17 protein-coding genes are annotated in these 22,347 nt (G+C 58.7%); 13 read left to right on the forward strand and 4 right to left on the reverse strand.

All coding sequences use genetic code 11. From position 1 onward, the window contains the following. The first annotated feature begins 79 nt into the window (after nt 1-79). Nucleotides 80-1,066, forward strand: coding sequence for an OmpA family protein (locus C4S72_RS03080; protein WP_104001589.1), 987 nt, complete (start codon nt 80-82; stop codon nt 1,064-1,066). A gap of 161 nt (nt 1,067-1,227) precedes the next feature. On the opposite strand, the gene C4S72_RS03085 is transcribed toward C4S72_RS03080, so the two are convergent. The 3 genes from C4S72_RS03085 to puuE all read right to left on the reverse strand — a co-directional run bounded on the left by C4S72_RS03085 (nt 1,228) and on the right by puuE (nt 6,323). Beyond that, entirely contained in the window at nt 1,228-1,443 is a 216-nt protein-coding gene (locus C4S72_RS03085) for a hypothetical protein (RefSeq protein ID WP_104001590.1), read from the reverse strand. A gap of 267 nt (nt 1,444-1,710) precedes the next feature. Continuing rightward, nucleotides 1,711-5,121, reverse strand: a complete 3,411-nt coding sequence (amt, locus tag C4S72_RS03090; RefSeq protein WP_104001591.1) for an ammonium transporter — start codon at nt 5,119-5,121, stop codon at nt 1,711-1,713. A 248-nt stretch (nt 5,122-5,369) separates the two neighbouring features. After that, the gene (gene puuE / locus C4S72_RS03095; RefSeq protein WP_104001592.1) at nt 5,370-6,323 is read right to left on the reverse strand and encodes an allantoinase PuuE; all 954 of its coding nucleotides are present in this window, start codon (nt 6,321-6,323) and stop codon (nt 5,370-5,372) included. Nucleotides 6,324-6,465: 142 nt separating this feature from the next. Here puuE and C4S72_RS03100 point away from each other — a divergent pair, with 142 nt between their 5' ends. The 12 genes from C4S72_RS03100 to C4S72_RS03155 all read left to right on the forward strand — a co-directional run bounded on the left by C4S72_RS03100 (nt 6,466) and on the right by C4S72_RS03155 (nt 21,845). Beyond that, a complete protein-coding gene (locus tag C4S72_RS03100) occupies nt 6,466-7,317 on the forward strand; it encodes a MurR/RpiR family transcriptional regulator (protein ID WP_235009029.1) in 852 nt (283 codons plus the stop codon). 231 nt (nt 7,318-7,548) lie between these two features. Next, nucleotides 7,549-8,583, forward strand: coding sequence for an allantoicase (alc, locus tag C4S72_RS03105; protein ID WP_268807674.1), 1,035 nt, complete (start codon nt 7,549-7,551; stop codon nt 8,581-8,583). A 223-nt stretch (nt 8,584-8,806) separates the two neighbouring features. Next, complete coding sequence (gene ureA, locus C4S72_RS03110) at nt 8,807-9,109, forward strand: urease subunit gamma (RefSeq protein ID WP_104001594.1); 303 nt, start codon at nt 8,807-8,809, stop codon at nt 9,107-9,109. Between the two features lie 10 nt (nt 9,110-9,119). Further along, a complete protein-coding gene (locus C4S72_RS03115) occupies nt 9,120-9,425 on the forward strand; it encodes an urease subunit beta (RefSeq protein WP_104001595.1) in 306 nt (101 codons plus the stop codon). A gap of 25 nt (nt 9,426-9,450) precedes the next feature. Beyond that, nucleotides 9,451-11,154, forward strand: a complete 1,704-nt coding sequence (gene ureC, locus C4S72_RS03120; RefSeq protein WP_104001596.1) for an urease subunit alpha — start codon at nt 9,451-9,453, stop codon at nt 11,152-11,154. Nucleotides 11,155-11,252: 98 nt separating this feature from the next. Beyond that, a complete protein-coding gene (gene ureE / locus C4S72_RS03125) occupies nt 11,253-11,729 on the forward strand; it encodes an urease accessory protein UreE (RefSeq protein WP_104001597.1) in 477 nt (158 codons plus the stop codon). 28 nt (nt 11,730-11,757) lie between these two features. Further along, nucleotides 11,758-12,000, forward strand: a complete 243-nt coding sequence (locus tag C4S72_RS03130; RefSeq protein ID WP_104001598.1) for a HupE/UreJ family protein — start codon at nt 11,758-11,760, stop codon at nt 11,998-12,000. A 4-nt stretch (nt 12,001-12,004) separates the two neighbouring features. Continuing rightward, a complete protein-coding gene (locus C4S72_RS03135; RefSeq protein ID WP_104001599.1) occupies nt 12,005-12,670 on the forward strand; it encodes an urease accessory protein UreF in 666 nt (221 codons plus the stop codon). A 53-nt stretch (nt 12,671-12,723) separates the two neighbouring features. Further along, a complete protein-coding gene (ureG, locus tag C4S72_RS03140; protein ID WP_104001600.1) occupies nt 12,724-13,338 on the forward strand; it encodes an urease accessory protein UreG in 615 nt (204 codons plus the stop codon). A gap of 290 nt (nt 13,339-13,628) precedes the next feature. Further along, nucleotides 13,629-16,001 carry a putative bifunctional diguanylate cyclase/phosphodiesterase gene (locus tag C4S72_RS03145; protein WP_104001601.1) on the forward strand — a complete coding sequence of 791 codons (2,373 nt, stop codon included), beginning with the start codon at nt 13,629-13,631 and terminating at the stop codon, nt 15,999-16,001. A 409-nt stretch (nt 16,002-16,410) separates the two neighbouring features. Further along, on the forward strand, nt 16,411-18,078 hold the full coding sequence (locus C4S72_RS03150; RefSeq protein WP_146071852.1) for an autotransporter assembly complex protein TamA: 1,668 nt from the start codon (nt 16,411-16,413) through the stop codon (nt 18,076-18,078). Then, entirely contained in the window at nt 18,075-21,845 is a 3,771-nt protein-coding gene (locus tag C4S72_RS03155; RefSeq protein WP_104001603.1) for a translocation/assembly module TamB domain-containing protein, read from the forward strand. The genes C4S72_RS03150 and C4S72_RS03155 overlap by 4 nt, the downstream gene beginning before the upstream one ends. Before the next feature lie 90 nt (nt 21,846-21,935). On the opposite strand, the gene C4S72_RS03160 is transcribed toward C4S72_RS03155, so the two are convergent. Beyond that, a complete protein-coding gene (locus C4S72_RS03160) occupies nt 21,936-22,259 on the reverse strand; it encodes a hypothetical protein (RefSeq protein WP_104001604.1) in 324 nt (107 codons plus the stop codon). Nucleotides 22,260-22,347: the final 88 nt, after the last annotated feature.

A 22,347-nucleotide genomic window follows, 5' to 3' on the forward strand; every position in this document is an offset into this window, starting at 1 on the left:
ATATCGGGCTGTCGTCGAGGGCGAAAATATTGATAATGGAGCCCCCGCTTTCTGCATCCTATTGATAAAAGGAGAGATCATGATGCTTAAGCAACTGCCCGCGCTGATTCTGGGTTCTTTGCTCGCGTTGCCTGTTCTGGCAGAACAAAACGATGTGAAAGGTTCTTCCGACCATCCGCTGGTTTCCCGTTTCCCTGATACCCATATCAGCAGTTATTACACCAGCGAGTACGATGAATTTCTCGTGGCTACAGGGCCTCGCGAGTCCAGCGCGGAACTGCCCCCGGTGTTGCGCCTGGAAGGCAAGGTGACGACCATCGGCTATGAGGCAAATGAGAATAAGTATTCAGCCTTGCAGATCTTCCGTAACTACGAGAAAGCCTTTGCCGAGGCCGGTTTTACGCCGATCTTTACCTGTCAGGCTGATCAGGAGTGTGGCGACAAGTTTGTCCGCCAGCTCTATTGGTATGGCAACCCCGCTCGTGCGGGACGTGATAGAAATCTGAATGCGGTCAACCTCCATGGCAAACGCCATCGCTATTATTTCTGGTCCGGCAAGGTCGATGCTCAGGGCAAGGAGGTCTATGCATCTCTCCTGGTTGATCAGGATAGCAGTGGCAAGTTTCCGACCAAGGTGGTGTTGGATATCGGTGAAATTGAAGCCTTGGATGACGATCTGATCAGCATCAACCTGGATGGCATGAGTAAGGCGATTGCCGAAACCGGCAAGGTGGAACTGGACGGGGTGCTGTTCGATACCGCCAAAACGACGCTGAAGCCCGAATCTGCCGAAGTGGTCGCAACTATTGCCGACTATCTTAAACAGAACCCTTCGAACTCCTTCTATGTGGTAGGTCACACCGATAGCCAGGGTGACTTCAACTTTAATATGAAGCTGAGTGAAGGTCGTGCGGCAACGGTCGCCAGTACCCTGGTTAACGAATATGGAATCGACGCCAAGCGTCTGGTGCCGGTGGGAGTCGGTCCGGTAAGCCCGGTGCGAAGCAATACGAGCGATACCGGCCGCAGCGAAAACCGCCGCGTTGAACTGGTGCTGGCGGACTGATCTTAGTATCCAGTTCCGCCTGAAAAGCCTTGGGAGTTTTCCTGAGGCTTTTCTGTTTAGGGGGAAAGCCACCGCTGGTTCAGGACTGGTTGACCACTACAGGCGAAATGCAGTGGCGGTCTTGAGGCGTTGAATATCCCTAACCGTGCGAGTTTCCGGTGCTATTTAACTGAGCCGTAGAAGCGAGGAAAATCGGTATAGCTTCTGGATTTCGGCTTGTTGTTGCTTCTGTTAGCAGCGCGTTCTGGTGCCAGACTCTTTTTCTTAACCGACATCAGCTCCAGATCATCGATGCATACCTGCAAAGTCTGCTGAAAGTGATTGAATAGTGCGTGCTGCTGATCGCCAGTCTGGGATACTCCGCGTTGCTGTTTCATGGCTGGGTGTCCTGCTTAAATAATGATCAATCGGCGTATTTTAGGCGTGATTCTCCAGGCTCTAAGGAGTGAGGACGCCGCTTTTTTTAGGTAAAGCGACATCTGCGCTGGTAATAAAAGTGGCAGTCATAAAGCGGTTGGGAGCAGACCAGTATCCAGCGAAAGGTTGCTGCTCAGTGGGAAAGGTAGAGTCGTAGCCTTAAATCTAAGTACATACCTTCAGGCTGACGAATCGTTTCGGCTGGTAAATAAACGCCCGGACGGAGATCAACGCGGCATTACCCGCACGCGCCCGAGTTGCTCAAGCGGTGCCGGTTTGCTGAGCAGGTAACCCTGCACAAAGTCCACACCGATCTCACGCAGCAGGCCGAGAGTTGCTTCGTCTTCGACAAACTCCGCCACGGTTTTCAGCTCCATGATGTGGGCGATGTTATTGATCGAGGCGATCATCGCCTGGTCGATTTCGTTATTGCTCATATCGCGCACGAAAATGCCGTCGATCTTGAGGTAATCCACCGGTAGACGCTTAAGGTAACCGAATGACGACAGGCCGCTGCCGAAGTCATCGAGGGCAAAGTGGCAGCCCAGGTTACGTAGCTCCTCGATAAACGCGCGGGCCGCCTCTGGATCGGACATGGCGGCGGTTTCGGTGATCTCGAAACAGAGCAGGTGGGGGGGGATCTCATGCTTGCTGATGTGCTGCTTGATCGTCTGCAGGCATTCGGCGGAGCCGATGGAGGCGCCCGACAGGTTGATGGCACACTGAATCTGACTGTTGCCGGCGTGCAGATGATCGCCCAGCCAGGCGAGGGTATTGCGTACCACCCATTGGTCCACCTGTGGCATCAGGTCGTAGCGCTCCGCGGCGGGTACAAAGGCACCGGGTGGAATCAGGTTGCCCTCGGCATCGAGCATGCGGATGAAAATTTCGATATGGGGCACGGCACCCGGTTCCGGATCCAGTGCCTCGATAGTCTGGTAATAGAGGCGGAAGTCATCGCAGTCGATCGCCTGCTGGATATGGGAGGCCCACTGCATCTGACCCTGGCGCCGAGTGAGTTCATTGTCGTCCGCCTCGTAAAGGTGGACGCGGTTGCGGCCAGTATCCTTGGCGGCGTAACAGGCGGCATCGGCAAGGCTGAGCAGTTCGTCCAGCGAGGCGCAGTCGGGGCCGAACGGCACCAGGCCGATGCTTACGCCCACGGAAAACACCTGGCCCTCCCAGGGAAAGCGAAAATCTTTGACGGTACGGCGCAGTTGCTCGGCTATCTCCAGCCCACGCTCAACCGGGCAGTCGGCGAGCAGGATGCCGAACTCATCGCCACCGAGGCGGGCGAAGGTGTCGTTCTGGCGCAGCAGGGGCTTGAGCTCCTGGGATAGCTGGCGCAGCAGCGCATCGCCGGCGCGATGGCCGCAGGTATCGTTGACCAGCTTGAACTGGTCCAGATCCAGGTAGCAGATCAGGTGTTCGCCATAGTCGGTGCGGGCGGAGATGATCAATTGCTCCAGGCGGCGTTCAAACTCGCGGCGGTTGATCAAGCCGGTGAGTGCATCGTGCACGGCCTGGAAGGTCAGCCGCTGCTGCAGCTCACTGTTCTGGGTGATGTCCTGCATGGCGATCACCCAGCCCACGCTCTGGCCATCCTTGTCGTGCAGCGGTGCGCAGTTAAGCTGCACCCTGGCGCGATGACCATTGGCGCCGATAAGACTCAGCTGGCGATATTCTCCGGCCGGAGTGCTGTCGCGGCAGAGCGCGGCGATGGAGATGTTGTCGCCCTCCATATTCTGCAGGCGCACGACAAAATCGATAGGCTCGTTGAACACTTCATCGATATGGCAGCCGGTGAGCGATCTTGCGACCGGGTTCAGATAGACGGTTTTCATCCGCGCATCGCAGGTGATGACCGCTTCGGTGATCGCTTCCAGCGTAACCTGGGCCAGCTGCGAGTGGCGGTGCAGACGCTCCTCCATCCGCTTGCGCTCGCCGATATCGCGGACGATGGCACTGTACTGGACCCCTTCGCCGGTGGGGCTGGCAGAGGTAGTGACCTCGATGGTGATCGGCTCGCCCTTGGCGTTACGCCCGATCAGTTCGTGGGGGCCCTCGTTCTGGCTTGATGCAATCAGCGGCAGCAGTTTCTCCAACGGCGTGGTTGGATAGAGCTTGAGGCAGTCCTTGTGCAGCAGTTTGGATATCTGCTGACCCGCCAGTTGAGTGTGCTGGCGACCGAAAATATTCGCCGCGCCGGGGTTGGCGCTGGTGATGATCCCTTGTTCGCTGAAGGTGATCACGCCATCCTGCATATCGCGGAGGATCAGGCGGGTACGGCTGCTCATGCGGTTGAGCTTGGCCATTACCTGGTTGTATTTGGCGGCGATCTGGCCAACCTCTGTAAAGGGTTCCACCGGCATCCTGCGCTCCATATCGCCGGTACGTTCCTGCTCGTTCATAGCGCCGAGCAGGTCGGAAAGTTCGGTGGAGGCGCCGTGTTCAGAGCTGTTAAGACCCTCGGTTTCCGCATCGTCAGAGACGCGTAGCGGCGAGATCTTGCGCAGTAACAGAAGAAAAATCAGTGATGTCGGGAAGGCCCAGGCGCCGCAGATCAGTATGCCTTCGATCTGGACCAGAACCTGGCCGGACCAGTCGAGCCCGGTGCCGAGACGTTCAGGATCGCCCAGCAGGCCCACCGCCAGCGTGCCCCAGATACCCGCGGCCAGGTGCACAGGTGTCGCCGAGATTGCGTCGTCGAGCTTGAGTCTCTCAAGCAGACGTTCCATGCCGCGCATGCAAAGTGCACCTGTGATACCGATCAGCGCGGCTTCCAGAGTTGTCACGGCGTGGCAGCCGGCGGTGATCGCCACCAGCCCGGCCAGGGTGCCGTTCATGGTCAGTTGCGGGGTCTGATTGCTGGTTTGCCAGTATCCGAGCAGCATCCCGGTGATGCCACCAAAGGTGGCGGCAATCAGAGTGTTGGCGATAATGCCGGGAATAGCGCTGGAAAATTCCAGGGTACTGCCGCCATTAAAGCCGATCCAGCCGATGATAAAACACATCATGCCCAGCATGGCGAAGGGCAGGTTGCTGCCGGGAATGGAGACCACCCGACCGTTGACGAAGCGGCCCTTGCGTGGCCCGACGACAATCAGCGCCGCCAATGCCACCCAGCCGCCGAGGCTATGCACCACGGTGCTGCCGGCGAAGTCGACAAAGCCCTGCTCGGCCAGCCAGCCGGCGGGTCCTCGCAGGGCGCCGCCCCAGGCGAGATGGCCAAATAACGGGTAGATCAGTACGGCGATCAACGCAGTGATCAGCACGTAGGTGACAAACCGGGCGCGCTCGGCGATAGCACCGGAGACAATGGTAGCGGCTGTGGCGCAGAAGGTGAGCTGAAACAGAAAGAAGCAGGCATCCCAGAAGCTGAGTTGCGGGAAGTTAGCGGCGATCAGGTGAATGTCAGGCAGTATGCCGTTCCAGGTGCTGAACATCAGGCTGAAGCCCACGAGCCAGAACAGGGCGGTAGTGACGAGCAGGTCAAAGGCGTTTTTAAGCGCCACGTTGATGGCGTTTTTGCTGCGGGTCAGGCCGGATTCGAGACAGAGAAACCCGGCCTGCATGACAAGGACAAGGACGGCTGACAGCAGCAGCCAAAGCGCGTTGAAGGCTTCCTGATTCGACACTGATAGCACTCCTGATTGCCGACAGTGAAAGATCCACGCGTTGAGCGTGTCTGTTTCTATCCTGTCAGAGAGAGCAATAAACGCGCCATTTCCTGGCGGGTCAGTCAGTTGGAGCGGCTGGCGCTGGTCGATTGTTCAGGTGCCTGCGCGACACAAGCTGATGTTTATTGCGAACTCACCCAATAAAACATAGTTGTGTCGCCAAATCGAGTCGTAACCTATTATCCTTTCCGCTTAGGCTGGCGCTGTTAAACCTCCTTGGGCGGATGCTCGCTGATCCAGTGGCGGGCAATATCCACGCGGCGGGTGATCCAGACATCGCTATGGCGCTGAATATGATCAAGCAGACGCTGCAGAGCGAGGAAGCGGCCGGGACGACCGATCAGGCGGCAGTGCAGGCCGATCGACATCATGCGCGGTGTTTCCGCGCTTTCGGCGTAGAGTACATCGAAGGAGTCACGCAGGTAATTGAAGAAATCCTCGCCGTCGGCGAAGCCCTGGGATGAGGAGAAGCGCATGTCGTTACAGTCCAGGGTGTAGGGCACCACCAGATGGTTCTTCACTTCGCCGGTACGCAGGCTGACCGGGGTCCAGAACGGCAGGTCGTCGCCGTAGTAGTCAGAGTCGTAGAGCAGGCCGCCATGTTCTACCGCCAGCTGACGGGTGTTGGGGGAGTCGCGTCCGGTGTACCAGCCCAGCGGTGTGCTGCCGGTCAGGTCGGTGATGATGCGCATCGCTTCCTTCATGTGCTCGCGCTCGCGCTCGATCGGCATCTGCTGATAGTGGATCCACTTCAGGCCGTGGCAGGCGATCTCATGGTCCAGGTCGACAAACGCCTGGGTCACCTCGGGGTTGCGGGCCAGAGCGGTGGCGATGCCAAAGATGGTCATCGGCAGGCCGCGGCGCTCAAACTCGCGCAGGATACGCCAGACGCCAACGCGGGAGCCGTATTCATAGATCGACTCCATGCTCAGGTGACGATCCGGATAGGCCTGGGGGCCGGCCATTTCTGAAAGAAAAGTTTCAGAGTGGCTGTCGCCATGCAGGACACAGTTCTCGCCGCCCTCCTCATAGTTGAGGACAAACTGGACCGCGAGACGTGCACCGCCGGGCCAGTTGGCCTTGGGCGGATTCTTGCCATAGCCGCGCAAGTCTCTTGGATAGGTGTTCGGATCGGCGCTTGGATTGGTTGTCTCGTTCATCAAGGGCTCCTTGCAGTCCATGACAGGGCAGCGGTTTGTCTTTGCCTGGACGCTGCCGGTGTTTGCGGGTTTTTTCTTCCGGACAGGCCGGGTTAGTATATTTGACTCTTACAAGCTACGTCGCCACAGGAATCAGATCGTCGTGCCAGATGCAACAATCGACCAGAAACTCCAGGAACAGTACGACCAGCTGACGCCTAGCGAACGTCTGCTGGCGGATTTCATTCTTGCCCACCCTCAGGATCTGGCGCTGTTCAACACCGCTGAGCTGGCGCGCATGTGCCATGTATCCAAGGCGACGGTGAGCCGTCTGTTCAAGCGCCTTGGTTTCTCCTCGTTCCGTGAAGGCCGCACCCTGGCGCGTCAGTTGCGCCACCAGGGCGTGCCGGTGGCGGATGACCAGGGGGGCAGTGTTGCCTTCGATGAGCATCTGCGCCAGGAGGAGCAAAACCTGCACCGAATGTTCCAGAGTCTCGATCAGGAACAGGTAGGTTCCCTGGTCGATGCGCTGGAATCAGCCCGCCGGGTGCGGGTGATCGGTTTCCGCAACAGCTATCCGGTGGCGTTGCATCTGCGTCAGCAGCTAATCCAGGTGCGTTCCAATATTCAGTTGCTGCCGCTTCCTGGCCAGACGCTCGGCGAAGAACTGGCCGATCTGGCGGCTGATGATCTGGTGATCCTGTTTGGCTTTCGCCGCCGTCCCAAGGGGTTTGATCTGCTGCTGAGCGATCTTTGTGAAGGCCCAGCGTCGCTGGTACTGATCGGCGATGAATCCCTGGCTCCTGCTGCATCTAAAGCCGACTGGTGGTTCGAGGCGCCGGTGGATTCTCGCTCGGCCTTCGACAGCTACGCCAGCGCTATGTGTCTTATCACTTTGCTGGTTAACAGCCTGTTGCACCGCTCTCTCGAAACAGGGCGTGAGCGTATCGCACGTATCAGTCACAAATATGCCGACCTCAATGAGCTCAGTCTAAGTAGCCCCAAAATGGACTGAGTGCACATCAATGCGCACCTTTATGGTGCGTAATTGCTATCCAATTTCCAGCTTAACCAGGCTAAATGTCAGCCCCGGTTCAATTTATCTTGGGTTGGAACTAATGTTGCAGTAGAAAGGTATATGAAACAAAAGGTGGTTCGCAATCCTGGGTGAAGATTCTCCGCGAATGCGAGCGTACTGAACTATTTTGCATAGATCCTTGCTAGTGATCGAAAAGAGGAGTCGGGCGTGGAATACATAGAAGGTCAGCCGGTTGAAACCCTGCCGGCATTTGCCGAAGGTGCGATGAACCTGGCCGATATAGGCCTGGGTACCGAGGTGGTTGCGGTCAGCGATCAGTTTTTTGCGCCGGCAGAGCGGATGATCAGTGCTGATCTGCCCCGTTTCTACCCGGACCGTTATGACGACCACGGTAAGTGGATGGACGGTTGGGAAAGCCGCCGCAAGCGCGGTGTTGGCCACGACTGGTGCGTGCTGCGTCTTGGCGTTGCGGGCTACATCCATGGTTTTGATATCGATACCAGCTTCTTCACCGGCAACTATCCGCCAGGGGCCAGCATTGAGGCCTGCTATCTACCGGAGAGTGACCCGGACGATTCTACCGAGTGGACAATGCTGGCGGGACCGGTGACCCTGGGCCCGAGTCAGCACCATCTGGTCGCAGCGCAGATCCCCGCTGACAAGCAGGATTCAGCCTGGACCCACGTGCGCCTGAACATCCTGCCGGACGGCGGTGTGGCGCGTCTGGTGGTGTATGGCAGCCCGTCCGCGGAACTGAAAGAGGGCGACGAGCTGAACCTGGCTGCCCGCGAGCTGGGTGCCCGCGTGGTGTCCTGGAACGACTCTCACTACGGTCACCCGAACAAGATTCTGATGCCGACCAAGGGCATCAACATGGGGGACGGCTGGGAAACCCGCCGCCGTCGTGAGCCGGGTAACGACTGGTGCCTGATCGAGCTGGCGGCTCCGGGTTATATCGATGAGATCGTTATCGATACTGCCTTCTTTAAGGGTAACTTCCCCGATAAATGTTCCCTGCAGGCTGCCTGCATGGGCAAGGTGGGCGATGAGGCTCTGGTGACCCAGAGCATGTTCTGGCAGGAGCTGCTTTCACCCCAGCCGCTGAGCGCCGATGCCGAGCATAAGTTCGTGCCGGATGCAGGCCTGCAGGGGCCTGTGACTCACCTGCGTCTGAACATTTTCCCGGATGGTGGTATCAGTCGCGTGCGCGTACACGGACGGGTTGCAGCTGAGAACAGCTGAATTTCGTCAAAAACGGTGCTATCACATTGATTTGGAATGTATATTGCTTCCAAAAACAGAGCATTGCAGAGTGACTGGCATCGCACAGGCTGATCTATGATCAGCCTGTTTTGTTTCTGCCCGGCAAACCTCAGGTTCTGTTAGCCTATAGGACGGCGGGTGAACGCAGATTCTCACCTGCTTTTATACCAGGTGCATTCAAAGATTATTCAAGAGGACGACCATGGAGCTGACCCCAAGGGAAAAAGACAAGCTGTTGCTGTTTACGGCGGCACTGTTGGCGGAACGGCGCAAAGAACGTGGCCTCAAGCTTAACTATCCGGAAGCGGTGGCCTATATCAGTGCCGCGATCCTCGAAGGCGCGCGTGACGGACGCACAGTGGCGGAACTGATGGACTTCGGTCGCACCCTGCTTGGTGCCGACGACGTGATGGACGGTGTCGCCGAGATGGTGCACGAAGTCCAGGTCGAAGCGACTTTCCCCGATGGCACCAAGCTGGTGACCGTACACGAACCGATCGTCTGAGGAGCAGAGCATGAAACCCGGTGAAATCATTGCCGAACCCGGCGATATCGAACTGAACGTCGGTCGTGAGACCGTTGAGGTGGAAGTGGCCAACACCGGTGACCGTCCGGTTCAGGTGGGCTCTCACTACCACTTTTATGAGGTCAACGACGCGTTGCAGTTTGATCGCGAGAAAGCACGTGGTTTTCGTCTCAATATCGCCGCGGGTACTGCGGTGCGTTTCGAGCCCGGTCAGAGCCGTACGGTCGAGCTGGTGGCGTATGCCGGCTCCCGCGAGGTTTACGGTTTTCAGGGACGGGTAATGGGTTCGCTCTGAGCCCGCGCGAAGGAGGAGTTTGAAAATGGCAAAGATTTCTAGACGCGCCTACGCGGAGATGTTCGGCCCGACCACCGGTGACCGTGTACGTCTGGCGGACACCGAGCTGCTGCTCGAAGTGGAACGCGATTACACGACCTACGGTGAAGAGGTTAAGTTCGGCGGCGGCAAGGTGATCCGTGATGGTATGGGACAGGGCCAGCGCCCGAGTAGCCGTACCATGGACCTGGTGATCACCAATGCACTGATCGTCGACTACTGGGGCATTGTTAAGGCCGACGTCGGTATCAAGAGTGGCCGTATCGCCGCCATCGGCAAGGCCGGTAATCCGGATATCCAGCCGGATGTCGATATCGCCATTGGTCCGGGTACCGAAGTGATCGCGGGCGAAGGTCAGATCCTCACCGCCGGCGGCATCGATTCCCATATCCACTTTATCTGCCCGCAGCAGATCGACGAAGCGCTCTGCTCGGGTGTTACCACCATGATCGGTGGCGGTACCGGACCGGCGACCGGCACCAACGCCACCACCTGTACACCGGGCCCGTGGAACATCCACCGCATGCTGGAAGCGGCGGATTCGCTGCCGATGAACCTGGGCTTCCTCGGCAAGGGCAACGCCAGCCAGCCGGAAGGTCTGCGTGAGCAGATCGAAGCCGGCGCCATCGGCCTGAAACTGCACGAAGACTGGGGCACCACGCCGGCCGCCATCGACTGCTGTCTGAGCGTGGCCGACGAGATGGATGTGCAGGTGGCGATCCACACCGACACCCTGAACGAGGCGGGCTTCGTGGAAGCCACCCTGAAGGCGATCGACGGTCGCGTGATTCACACCTACCACACCGAAGGTGCCGGTGGTGGCCACGCGCCGGATATCATCAAGGCGGCGGGCGAAGCCAACATTCTGCCGTCGTCTACCAACCCGACTCGTCCCTACACGGTGAATACCATCGATGAGCATCTCGATATGCTGATGGTCTGCCACCACCTGGATCCCTCCATCGCCGAGGATGTGGCCTTCGCCGAATCCCGTATTCGCCGCGAAACCATCGCCGCCGAGGATATCCTGCATGACCTGGGCGCGTTCTCGATGATCTCTTCCGACTCCCAGGCCATGGGCCGGGTCGGTGAGGTGATCACCCGTACCTGGCAGACCGCGCACAAGATGAAGGTGCAGCGTGGTGCGCTCAGCGGTGATACCGAACGCAACGATAACAACCGTATCAAGCGCTATATCGCCAAGTACACCATCAACCCTGCGCTGACCCACGGTGTCGCCCACGAGGTAGGTTCCATCGAGGTGGGTAAGCTGGCGGACCTGGTGCTTTGGAAACCGGCCTTCTTTGGCACCAAACCGAGCATGGTGATCAAGGGCGGCATGATCGCGGTGGCGCCGATGGGCGATCCCAACGCGTCTATCCCGACTCCTCAGCCGGTGCATTACCGTCCGATGTTTGGCAGCTTTGGCCGCGCGGTGCAGAGCACCTCGATGCTGTTCCTGTCCCAGGCGGCGATGTCGGCCGGTATTCCAAGCCAGCTGGGTCTTGAGAGCCTGATTGGCGAGGTGCGGGACTGCCGTACGATCACCAAGGACAAGATGATCCTGAACAGCTATCAGCCGAAGATCGAGGTGGATTCCCAGACCTATGAAGTGCGTGCCGATGGCCAGCTTCTGGTGTGCGAGCCGGCCACCGAACTGCCGATGGCGCAGCGTTACTACCTCTTCTAAACCGGCTGGTGTAGCCAGGGGTGAGTCGAGGTGTTGAAGGGGCCAGGGACGGCGCTTCGTAAGATTAAAGAGTTCGAATAGATAGGTTTTATTACAGTATGTTGCGACTAGTTTCTAAACTGGATGCCAAGCAAGAGCCGACCGCGCGCCTGTGTCTGCCGATCGATTCCAGAATCCGCAGCCGTCTGCGTGTGGAACTGGAAGACGGTCGTGAGGCGGGTCTGTTCCTGCAGCGTGGCCTGATCCTGCGCGGTGGTGATCTGCTGCAGAGCGAATGCGGTGAAGTGGTTGAGATCGTTGCCGCAGACGAGAGTGTCTCCACGGTGCGTTCCGGCGATCCGCTGCTGCTGGCCCGCTGCGCTTACCACCTGGGCAACCGCCATGTGCCGCTGCAGATCGAGCAGGGCATGGTGCGTTATCAGCACGACCATGTGCTCGACGACATGGTGTGCGGACTCGGTGCCGAAGTGGTCGCCGAGCAGGCGCCGTTCGAGCCGGAAGCCGGTGCTTACGCCAGCGAAGGTCATGGCCATCACCATCATCACGACCATGAGCACGGATCCCACAGCCATTGAGCTGACCCTTTCGAAGAGAGGCAATTCTATGCAGATGTTTAAGCGATCTCTGGCGGCTGTTTCGTTGCTGGCTCCGGGTATGGCTATCGCTCACGAAGGTGCGCATGGCGGCGGTCTGACCAGTGGCTTCGTTCACGTCATCAGCGAGCCGGACCACCTGGCCATTGTCTGCCTGGGCGCCGCACTGATCGGCTGTGCCAGCTGGGCGGTACATGGCCTTGGCCGAAAGCGTGCGCTGTCTCGCCAGGCGTCCAGCCGCGCACGGGACTGATTCGATGCTAGCGGATCTACGTCTCTATCAATTGATTAGTCCGGCGTTGCCGGTGGGTGCCTTTACCTACTCCCAGGGATTGGAGTGGGCCATCGAATGCGGTTGGGTGACCGATGCGGCCAGCCTCGAAGAGTGGCTGGTATCGGCGCTGGAGCATAGCGTCGCTACGCTGGAACTGCCGGTATTGTTGCGGCTTTGCCGCGCCCTGGAAGAGGGTGACGAGCAGAGCTTCGGTCAGTGGTGCGACTATCTGCACGCCAGCCGCGAAACCTCGGAGCTGCGGGCAGAAGAGCGTCAGCGCGCCCAGGCGCTGCTGCGCCTGCTGCCGGAATTGGATGTTCCTGTGCCCGACTCGCTGCGCGACAAAATGGGCAAAACCCAGATCGCCGGCATGGTGCTGGCGGCCAAAGCCTGGGATATCGACAGCATCAGCCTGGGGCGTGGCTATCTCTGGAGCTGGCTTGAAAACGCCGTAATGGCGGGCGTCAAGCTGGTACCCCTGGGCCAGACTGCGGGTCAGAAAATGCTGCTGGATGTATCGGCGCGCTTGCCGGCGCTGCTGGAGCAGGCCCCCAATATCGCCGATTGGCAAGTGGGCAGCTCTACACCGGCACTGGCGATCGCCAGCTCCAAGCACGAAACCCAGTATTCAAGACTTTTCCGGTCCTGATGGCGGATCAATCTGATCCTCGTCTGGACCTCGCACTATAAGGAAACATGAGAATGAGTGACTACAAGGCGCCCCTGCGTGTCGGAATCGGCGGCCCGGTCGGGTCCGGTAAAACAGCGCTGCTGGAAGTGGTGTGTAAAGCGATGCGCGATGACTACAGCATCGCGGTTGTTACCAATGATATCTACACCCAGGAAGATGCCAAGATTCTGACCCGCGCCGAAGCGCTGCCGGCGGACCGTATCGTCGGTGTCGAAACCGGTGGTTGCCCGCACACCGCCATCCGTGAAGATGCGTCGATGAACCTGGCGGCAGTGGAAGACCTGGCGCGTCTGCACGGCGATCTCGACGTGGTGTTTGTCGAGAGCGGCGGCGATAACCTGAGCGCTACCTTCAGCCCTGAGCTGGCGGACCTGTGTATCTACGTTATCGATGTAGCGGAAGGCGAGAAGATTCCGCGCAAGGGGGGCCCGGGTATTACCAAGTCCGACCTGCTGGTCATCAACAAGATCGACCTGGCGCCCTACGTGGGTGCAGATCTCTCCGTCATGGAATCCGATACCAAGCGGATGCGTGGAGAGCGTCCCTTCGTGTTTACCAACCTGAAAGAGGGTAAGGGACTCGAAGAGATCATCGGCTTTGTCGTCAAGCAGGGTATGTTGGACTGATCTAAGCGTATTAGGCTGCGTATATCATAAAGTACTGTTGTATTTTTAGGACGCGGCCAGCATCATCGTTGAGTCGGCCCGGTTTGAGGCCGATTCAACGCGCTACACTGAACAAGTCATGGAAGTCTTTGCAGTAGAAAAATAATATCCGGGATCCTTAGTTATGCAGCAGTCGTTTTACTCTTTTACCCTCAGCTCATGTCCAGCTGCGTTATTGGTTTGCAGCGACGTACCTGATTCCGCGCCTTTGGGCAGGGTGCTCCGAGTATAACGAGGAGGCACTGACGGATATGGCGAAAAAGTCCAGACTCCGCTCCAGGTTTCCGGTCCATCTGAAGCTTGCACTGCTGCTGCTTGTCTGCTCACTGCTGGTGCTCGGTGGTGGCGGCTTCTATAAATCCGAGATTGCCCGCGAAACCTTCCGCTATCAGCTCGACGCCCGGTTTGACCGCCTCGATCAGTTTGCCAGTGCGTTGGCCGTCAACGTCGCCCAGGCGGATCGCGAACAGGTCGTTCACATCCTTAATCTTCTCCTGGCTGAACCCGACGTGCTGCGGGTCGAGTTGCTCGATGCCGAGGTGCATCCCGTTGTTAATCTGGAAACAGAGGATTACGGCAACATTCAGGTAGAGGGGCGGATCGTGGTTCCGGTGCCGGATATCTCCGGCAGCGAGAAAGAATCAGGCTGGCTGATCATGGAAGCCAGCGGCCAGAGCCTGGTGGATGCCAACAAATCGATTCTCGATGATGCCATTGTTACCCTGGTGCTGATCGTTTCACTGTCCGCGCTGGCGATCCTCGTTTTCCAGGTTCGCTATATCAACCGGCCATTACGGCAACTGCTCTTCGCTATCGAGCGCTCCCGCAACAGCGGCGAGCTGGTGCGTGTTGGCGACCGCCTGCCCAACGATGAATTTGGTACGATCATCGGCGCCTACAATGAGCTCCTGATTGAAGTTGAAGACAAGCACCGCTCGTTAAAACGTAGCGAGGCGCGTTTCCGTCACCTCTACAACCGGACGCCGGCGCTGCTGTTCAGCCTGTCGGAGCGGGGCATTTTCGAGAATGTCAGCGAGCATCTACTCCATCACCTCGGCTACCCGGTCGATCAGGTTCTGGGCCGGCATATCGGTTCCCTGTTGATCGATCCGGATGATGTGCGCTCTCTGGATACCGCCTTTGAGCGTCTCGCTCACAGGCACCATGCCGAGTTTTATCTAAAACTGCGCAACGCCACCGGTGATGAACACGCCATGCGCGTCGACGCCACGCCAAACCCTGAAGGGCCGGGTGTTTTGGCGGTGATGACAGATATCACAAGCCTTAACGACGCGCTTAATACCATCGAGCGCCAGGCGAACTTTGATAGCCTGACGGGGCTTCCCAACCGGCACCTGTTCAAGATGCTGCTCGGTGAGCAGCTTGAAAGCGCCGCTGCGGCAGATGCCGACGGTCAGCAGGGGCTTTCACTGCTGTTTGTCGATCTGGATCGCTTCAAATATATCAACGACACCTATGGCCACCATACCGGCGATAAGCTGCTGAGGGCTGCGGGCTCGCGCATCCAGAATGTGCTGCCTGCGGGTGATTACGTGGCCCGACTTGGTGGCGATGAGTTCGCCGTGCTGATCCACGGCATTACCGACGAAGACGCCCTGATGAGTCTCTCCTCCAGCCTGATTGATCAGCTGGAAACCTCTTTCCAGATCGATCAGTGCACCATGCATATTTCCGCCTCGGTGGGGATTGCCGTCTACCAGGGCGAGGAAGCGACGCCGGATCAGTTGCTCAAAAGCGCTGATCTTGCGATGTATCGCGCCAAGGCGGAAGGCCGGGGGCGCGCCTGCGTGTTTGCACCGGAAGATGAGCAGCGCACTCTGCACCGGGTTAATACCGAATCCCTGTTGCGCGAGGCGCTGGAAGGGGAATATTTCGAACTCCACTATCAACCGGTATGTGACCTGGGTACCCAGCGTATTGTCGGCGCCGAGGGTCTGGTGCGCATGAACCACCCGGAGAAAGGGCTGCTTGCACCCGGTGACTTTATCGATGTGGCGGAAGAGACCGGGCTGATTGTGCCGCTGGGTGAATGGGTGCTGGAAGAGGGCGCGCGTCAGTTGGCCCAGTGGCACCGCGAACTGGGCTGCGATATTACCCTGTCGCTGAACGTATCGAGCAAACAGCTGCAGAGTTCGCGTTTTGCCGGACGTGTCGCCGAGATCTGCGAAAAATACTCGGTGCCGTCCGGGCATCTGGTGCTGGAGATTACCGAGTCGATGTTGATGAATAACAGTGACCAGGTGCTGGATGTGATGAACCGATTGAAGGCTCAGGGCTGCCTGCTGTCGATCGACGACTTCGGCACCGGCTTCTCCTCCCTCAGTTATCTGCAAAAATTTCCGCTGGATGTGCTCAAAATCGATCGCGCCTTCGTAATGGATATCGAAGCTAATGAAACGCATAGAGCGCTGGTCAGGGCGATCGTCAGTATGAGCGAGGCGTTGAAGCTGCGTGTGATTACCGAAGGTGTAGAGACCGAAGGGCAGATGCGCTGTATCCGTCAGCAGGGCTGTGAACTGGGTCAGGGATATTACTTCTCGCGGCCTTTGAAAGCGGCGGTGTTCAATGAATGGATCAGATCGAGCGAAACGTTGTCAGTATAAAGGAAGAAAAAAAAGCGCCCGTCCGGTAGCCGGGGACGGGCGTAAACCGTGAACCGGGTCAGTCAGCTGTGTGGGTCTGACGTGAACCCGATGAAAGCCTGTCAAAGCGTTAGTAATCATAATGCGAACCATTATCATTAGCAAGTAATTTCTCAAATATTTTTGCCCGTGTTTTCTACGGCGCGAGACGCTACACTGTGCGCATCGCTCCAGGCCCCGTAGCTAGAGGGATCGCGGGCTTTTGCCGGTCGGGACGAAGGCGACGTAAAACGTCCTTTGTCGCGCATGGAAGTGGTGAATCGGTATCTATAATCTTCGGAAAACCAAGTTGATCTATTTGGCTTCACACCCAGGTCGCCTGCTGCGCTGTTGCTGCCTTGTTATCTCTCTCAGCCTGCCGGTTACCGCCGTGGCAGAAGTGACTGTGCAGGTCGAGGGCGTGGATGGCGCCATGCAGGAGGGACTGCGCAGTACTCTTTCGATTGCCTCTTTGCCTGCCGACGCAGAGCCCTCCGATGCGCGAGTCCGTTATCTGCACCGCAATGCGGAAGATCAGTTGCGCAATGCACTCCAGGCTTACAGTTATTTCAATCCGCAGATCGACAGCAGGCTCGAGCGCACCGAAAGCGGTTGGCTGGCGACCTATGAGGTCAATCCTGGCCCCGCCGTGCTGATCGAGGATCAGAAGCTGGAACTGCTGGGCGAAGGCGCCGACAGCGGCCTGTTCGATGCCTGGCTTAAATCTCCGGTGCTGGCCAGCGGCGAAAAGCTGGACCAGCAGGCCTATGACGCCCTTAAAGCCGATCTGCTGGAACTGGCGGCATCGGAGGGTTACCACGATGCTCGGTTTACCGAGTCAAAGATCGAGGTCTACCCCGAGGATAATCGGGCGCGGATAGCGCTGACCTTCGATACGGGGCCCTCTTACACCATCAGCGAGATCAATTTTGGCGAGGCACCTGTACGTGAGTCTTTGCTGCGACGTTATCAGACGGTCCAGGCTGGCGATCCGGTGCGTAACGATGAGTTGATCCTGATGCAGCGAGGGCTGATCGACAGCGATTACTTTGAGCTGGTCGATGTTCAGCCGGATTGGTCCCAGGCCGATGAGCAGCACCGGGTGCCGGTGCAGGTGACCATGAACCCCAATAAACGTACTGCTTATCGTTTTGGTGCCGGTTACGGTACCGATACCGGTGCCAGGGTGAGTGTCAGGCAGGATCGGCGCTGGGTAAACGACCGTGGGCACAGCATGGATACCAAGCTTGAGCTTTCTGAGGTCACCAACACTCTGAGCAGCGAGTACGGTATTCCCGGCGTTAATCCTCTGAACGACAGTTACGCGATACAGGCGCTTTACGAGCAGGAAACCACGGATACCACCGATACCGAAAAGTGGTCTTTGGCAGCGCTGGACAAACGGTTGCGCGGCAACCAGAGCTGGAACTACGGCTTGATCCTGGAGCAGGAGAAATTCAGCTTTGGTGATGATGAGCAGAGTACACTGCTGCTGGTGCCGGAGTTGGATTGGGAGATCAGCAAGGCGGATGACCGCCTTAATACCCGCAACGGCTACCGGCTGGGGATCAAGCTCAGCGGTGCTGAAGAGAATATCGTATCTGACCTGACCTTTGCCCAGGTCGAGGTGGATGCCAAGGTCGTTAAATCCCTGGGTGATGACTGGCGCTTTCTTGGCCGTACCCAGTTGGGTGCAACGGCGGTGGAAGATTTTGAACACATGCCATCATCAAGGCGGTTTTTTGCCGGTGGTGATAACAGCGTGCGTGGTTACACCTACAAGGAATTGGGGCCTGAGGATGATGAAGGCAACGTACGTGGTGGCCGATATCTGATGACATACAGTGCGGAGTTCGATTATCGCGTCGCCGGTAACTGGCGGGCGGCGGTGTTCTACGATGCCGGTAATGCGGTTGATTCGCTCACTACTGCGCTGAAGCACTCCGCCGGTGTCGGTGCCCGTTGGCAGTCGCCGATCGGGCCGATACGGGTGGATTTGGCGAAACCTCTGGATGATGACGGCTTCCGCATCCACTTCTCGCTGGGGCCAGACCTATGAGGCGTTCCCTGCGGTGGATACGCCGCCTGCTGTTAGCCCTGCTCGTACTGATTATTCTGCTGCTTGCGGTGATGATCTTTCTGGTCAGCAGCGAAACCGGGACACGCTGGGTGTTCGACCTGGCGCAGCGCTGGGTGCCTGCGTTGCAGGTAGACAGCATCAAGGGGGCGTTGACTGGGCCTTTGGATCTGGAAGGCGTCAGTTTCCGCCCGCCACAGGGCAGCGGTGTTGAACTGGATCGCCTGCAGCTGGAGTGGTCGCCGGGTAAGCTTTTCTCTGCACAGCTCTCGGTGCAACGCCTGGCGCTGGGTGGGCTATTGATCCTACCGGGTGAGCCAGCGAGCGCCGAGCCTGAAAGCCAGGGACCTTACACCGGGTTCAGTCTGCCGGACAGCATCGCGCTGCCGCTGGGTATCGATATTCAGGAGGTGTCGCTAAACGGTCTGCGTATCGATGGTCAGCCTGACGCGCTGGTGAACAGCCTTAAGATCAAGACTCATATGGCGCAGAGCGACCTTGTGCTTGATCAGTTCTCTCTTGACGCGCCGATGGGGACTGCCTCGCTAACAGGCCAGATGTCGCTCAAGGGGGACTACCCGCTTGACCTCACCTCCGACCTGCTGCTGCGTCTGCCGGAGCGCCCGGAGATTGCGCTCAAGGGCAGGTTACAGGGACCACTGGATGCAATAGCGCTAACACAGGATGTCAGCGGTCCGCTACGCGCCAGGCTGGATGCCGAACTTGAAGGCGTCACCGGCCGTGAGCCGCACTGGCAGGCTCAGTTGGGGCTTGAAACTATCGATCTGGTTGCACTGGCTCCGGAAGCGGCCGCAGCCGAGCTCAGCGACATTAGTGCCAGGCTGGAAGCCAGCGGCAGCTTTAGCGGGGCTGAGCTCTCACTGAATGGCGGCTTCAGTCAGGCGCAGACCGGGCCGATGCAGCTTTCGCTGCAAGCCAGTGCCGATACCGAGCGAGCCGAGATCAAGCAGCTGAATCTGGTTCAAACTGAGGGCCCCGCCCGGGTCGAGCTGACCGGACATATCGCGCCATTGACGCCGGAGGGCGAGCTGGCACTGGACTTCAACTGGAGCGATCTTGCATATCCAATGGTTGGCGCTGAGCCTCAGTTCGCCTCACCCAAGGGGTCATTGCTGCTCAGTGGTACGCTGAACGGTTATCTCGCTGAGCTGGATATCGGTGTGCAGGCGCCGCCACTCGAAGCGATCAGCCTGACGGGGGAGGCCCGCGGCAACCTGCAGGCCATCGACAGCTTGGATCTGATTGCCCAGGCGCCGGAAGGCCGCGCCGAGATCAGTGGTTCGGCAGCCTGGCAGCCGATGCCGGTGTGGAACGTAAATATCGAGGCGGATCAGCTGGACCCCGGCTACTTTGTCGCCGAGTGGCCGGGCAAAATTTCCGCGCTGATCCATACCGAGGGGCAGATCGACGCCGAACCTGCGCTCAGCGCCCGTATCGAAAGACTGGGCGGTACCCTGCGACAGCAGCCCCTGTCGGGCCAGGGCGAGGTCAGTCTGAGTGGCGGCGTTTGGCAGTTACAGGGGCTCGATCTAGGCTGGAGTGACGCCAAGGTCTCCGCCAGTGGCGAGGTTGGCGAGGCGATCGCGCTGAATTTCGATCTGAGTCTACCGGCTCTGGACAAGTTGCTGCCGGATGCCGGCGGCCAGCTCAATGCCAGCGGTACGGTGGGTGGTACTCCCGCCATGCCTGCCATTGAAGCAAACCTCTCCGGTTCTGCGCTACGTTGGCAGAGTTACCAGGTTGGCGCCGTGGACGGGCGTGTCAATTTCGACCCGCAGTGGCGCAGCGCTGCAGATATAGCGCTTCAGGCCAGCGCATTAAACCTGGCCGGTCAGGTGATCGACAGTGTCAATCTGGCAGTAAGCGGAACCGACCAGGCGTTGAATACCGAGCTTGATGTGAAGGCCGGGGAGGACAGCCTCAGTGCTGCGCTCGATGGTAGCCTGAGGCTTGAAGAAACCGAATGGGGCTTCGATGGTCGGTTAAGCAAACTGGCCGTGACCCAGAGTGCGGCCGGTACCTGGCGTCTCAATCAACCCGCTGCGTTGAGTCTGGCGCCAAATCGCTATCGTCTTGATCAGCTTTGTCTGGCGGCACAGGCCGGGCAGGGGCGTCTCTGTGCCCAGGGCAGCCTTGAAGATAGCGCGATACTGGGGCAGTTCAGCCTGGATCAGCTGCCGCTTGCCCTGGTTCAGCCCTACCTGCCACCGGGCGCCGAGATCAAAGGCTATGTAGATGGTGAGGGTCGATTCGAGAGCCAGGGCCAGCGCATGGATTATGCGCTGAAGATTGAGCTGCCCGAGGCCGGTGTCAGCTCTGCCGAGCGGGATCTGGCGCTTACACTCGATACCACGGCGCTGACTGTGGAAGGCGACCAGAAGCTGGCGCAGGTGCGCTTTAATGCCCCCCTGCCTGAATTGAAAGGCTCGCTAAACGCCAGTATTGATATCGATAACCCGACCACCGATCCTGGCCTTGAGGGTCAGGTCCGGCTTGATCTCCCTCAACTGGATGCACTTAACGTGCTCAGCGCCGACCTGGTGATCCATAAGGGTCAGGCCCGTGCCGATCTCGACCTGGCCGGCAAGGTCTCAGCGCCGCAGGTGCGCGGTCAACTGCTGCTGGATGAAGGCGATATGGAGATCCCGGCGTTTGGCCTGCATCTGACCGATATGCGCGTTAATCTGAGAGACTCGGATACGCCGGATAAGCTGCTGCTCGATGGTACTGTGACCAGCGGAGAGGGCAGCCTGGTACTTGCCGGTGAGCTCTGGCCGCTTGAGAGCCGTATCGATGCCACCTTGAAAGGCGAGAATTTTCAGGCTGTAGATACCCGTGAAATGGCGGTGCGGATCTCTACCGATATGTCACTGGCGGTGGACCCCGAGCGTATCGCCGTGGGCGGTAAGTTGATTGTCCCCGAAGCGTTGATCAGACCGCCCAAGGCGTCGCCGAACGCGGCCAGTCGTTCTGCGGATCTGGTGGTGATCGAAGAGGGAGCCGACGGTGAACAGGCGCTGGGACCTGCGTTGGATCTGGATCTGAGTGTTGAGCTTGGTGACAACGTGCGTGTCGATGCCTTTGGTTTTACCGGTCTGCTCAGGGGCGCCCTGCGAGTGCAGCAGCAGGGGCAGGGTGTGCCACGCGGCACGGGAAGGCTGGGTGTCCAGAGCGGTGAGTACACCCTGTACGGCCAGCAGCTGACTATCACCCGGGGTGATGTGCTGTTCACCGGTGGTCCGGTGACCAATCCTGGCCTTGATCTGCGAGTTGACCGTGAGGTCGAGGATGTCACCGTGGGCGCGGTGGTCTCAGGCACTCTGCGCACGCCGGATCTGGCGTTGACCTCCAGCCCCTCGATGCCGGATAACCATATTCTTTCCTACCTTGTGCTTGGGCGGGCGCCAGGGTCGGCATCCTCCGGCGAGCAGCAGATGCTGATGCGTATGGCGCTGGCGCTGGCCGGTGGGCAGAAGATCGCCGGCCGTATCCAGGAAACCTTCCACGTGGATGAGGTGGGGATCGGCTCCGGTGATTCGGGAGAGGATACCTCTTTCTATATCGGCAAGTACCTGACGCCGGATCTCTATATCAAGTACGGCGTGGGTCTGGGCGATACGGTGAACACCTTCCTGGTGCGGTATCGACTGGCGACGCGCTGGCTGCTTGAGTCGACAACCAGCTCTGAGGCCAGCGGCGGCGATCTGATCTACAGCTTTGAGCGCTGATCGTCGGCCGGCTTAACTTGTGGGTTAAGTTCTGGTTTAAGTTGAGAGGGCTGGCGGAGGCGTTGCTCGCCTCGCCAGTCAGTCGCTGCTTCAATACTGGCGGCCGGGGCGACCTTTAACTTCCGCTATGTCCTCAACCTCCATGCTGCTGGCGTCGGCTCTCATGCGGCGCCGGTCCAGCTCCTCGCTGCTCACTGCGAGAACGGCACTGGCCTCGGTCTGGATGCTATTGCTGTAGCTGCGCATTCCTCGGCGTGTCTGTTCCTGGCTGATATTTTCGTTTTCGCTGAGCGCTGCTGTATCGGTGTATTCCGTGGTGGGTGCCAGGCTGACTCCGATATAAAAAATCAGAGCGCTGGCCAGCGCTATGCCTTCGATTGCGTGCCAGTGTCCGTGAAATGTCATCGTGTTCATAGCCGTTCTCCAATCGCTGACTGAGTGTATTTAAAGGCTAGAAGACGGGCGAAACCGCGCTATCCCCCATATAGGGGGGCGCTATGTT

The sequence above is a fragment of the Marinobacterium lutimaris genome (assembly GCF_900108065.1).
Taxonomy (GTDB): domain Bacteria; phylum Pseudomonadota; class Gammaproteobacteria; order Pseudomonadales; family Balneatricaceae; genus Marinobacterium_D; species Marinobacterium_D lutimaris.

Coding starts and splice junctions, on each gene's coding strand:
- puuE (WP_104001592.1), bottom strand. CDS start 6,323: ATGAACGAGACAACCAATCCAAGCGCCGATCCGAACACCTATCCAAGA.
- C4S72_RS03130 (WP_104001598.1), top strand. CDS start 11,758: ATGCAGATGTTTAAGCGATCTCTGGCGGCTGTTTCGTTGCTGGCTCCG.
- C4S72_RS03080 (WP_104001589.1), top strand. CDS start 80: ATGATGCTTAAGCAACTGCCCGCGCTGATTCTGGGTTCTTTGCTCGCG.
- ureA (WP_104001594.1), top strand. CDS start 8,807: ATGGAGCTGACCCCAAGGGAAAAAGACAAGCTGTTGCTGTTTACGGCG.
- C4S72_RS03085 (WP_104001590.1), bottom strand. CDS start 1,443: ATGAAACAGCAACGCGGAGTATCCCAGACTGGCGATCAGCAGCACGCA.
- ureE (WP_104001597.1), top strand. CDS start 11,253: ATGTTGCGACTAGTTTCTAAACTGGATGCCAAGCAAGAGCCGACCGCG.
- C4S72_RS03135 (WP_104001599.1), top strand. CDS start 12,005: ATGCTAGCGGATCTACGTCTCTATCAATTGATTAGTCCGGCGTTGCCG.
- C4S72_RS03145 (WP_104001601.1), top strand. CDS start 13,629: ATGGCGAAAAAGTCCAGACTCCGCTCCAGGTTTCCGGTCCATCTGAAG.
- C4S72_RS03155 (WP_104001603.1), top strand. CDS start 18,075: ATGAGGCGTTCCCTGCGGTGGATACGCCGCCTGCTGTTAGCCCTGCTC.
- C4S72_RS03160 (WP_104001604.1), bottom strand. CDS start 22,259: ATGAACACGATGACATTTCACGGACACTGGCACGCAATCGAAGGCATA.
- ureC (WP_104001596.1), top strand. CDS start 9,451: ATGGCAAAGATTTCTAGACGCGCCTACGCGGAGATGTTCGGCCCGACC.
- C4S72_RS03115 (WP_104001595.1), top strand. CDS start 9,120: ATGAAACCCGGTGAAATCATTGCCGAACCCGGCGATATCGAACTGAAC.
- ureG (WP_104001600.1), top strand. CDS start 12,724: ATGAGTGACTACAAGGCGCCCCTGCGTGTCGGAATCGGCGGCCCGGTC.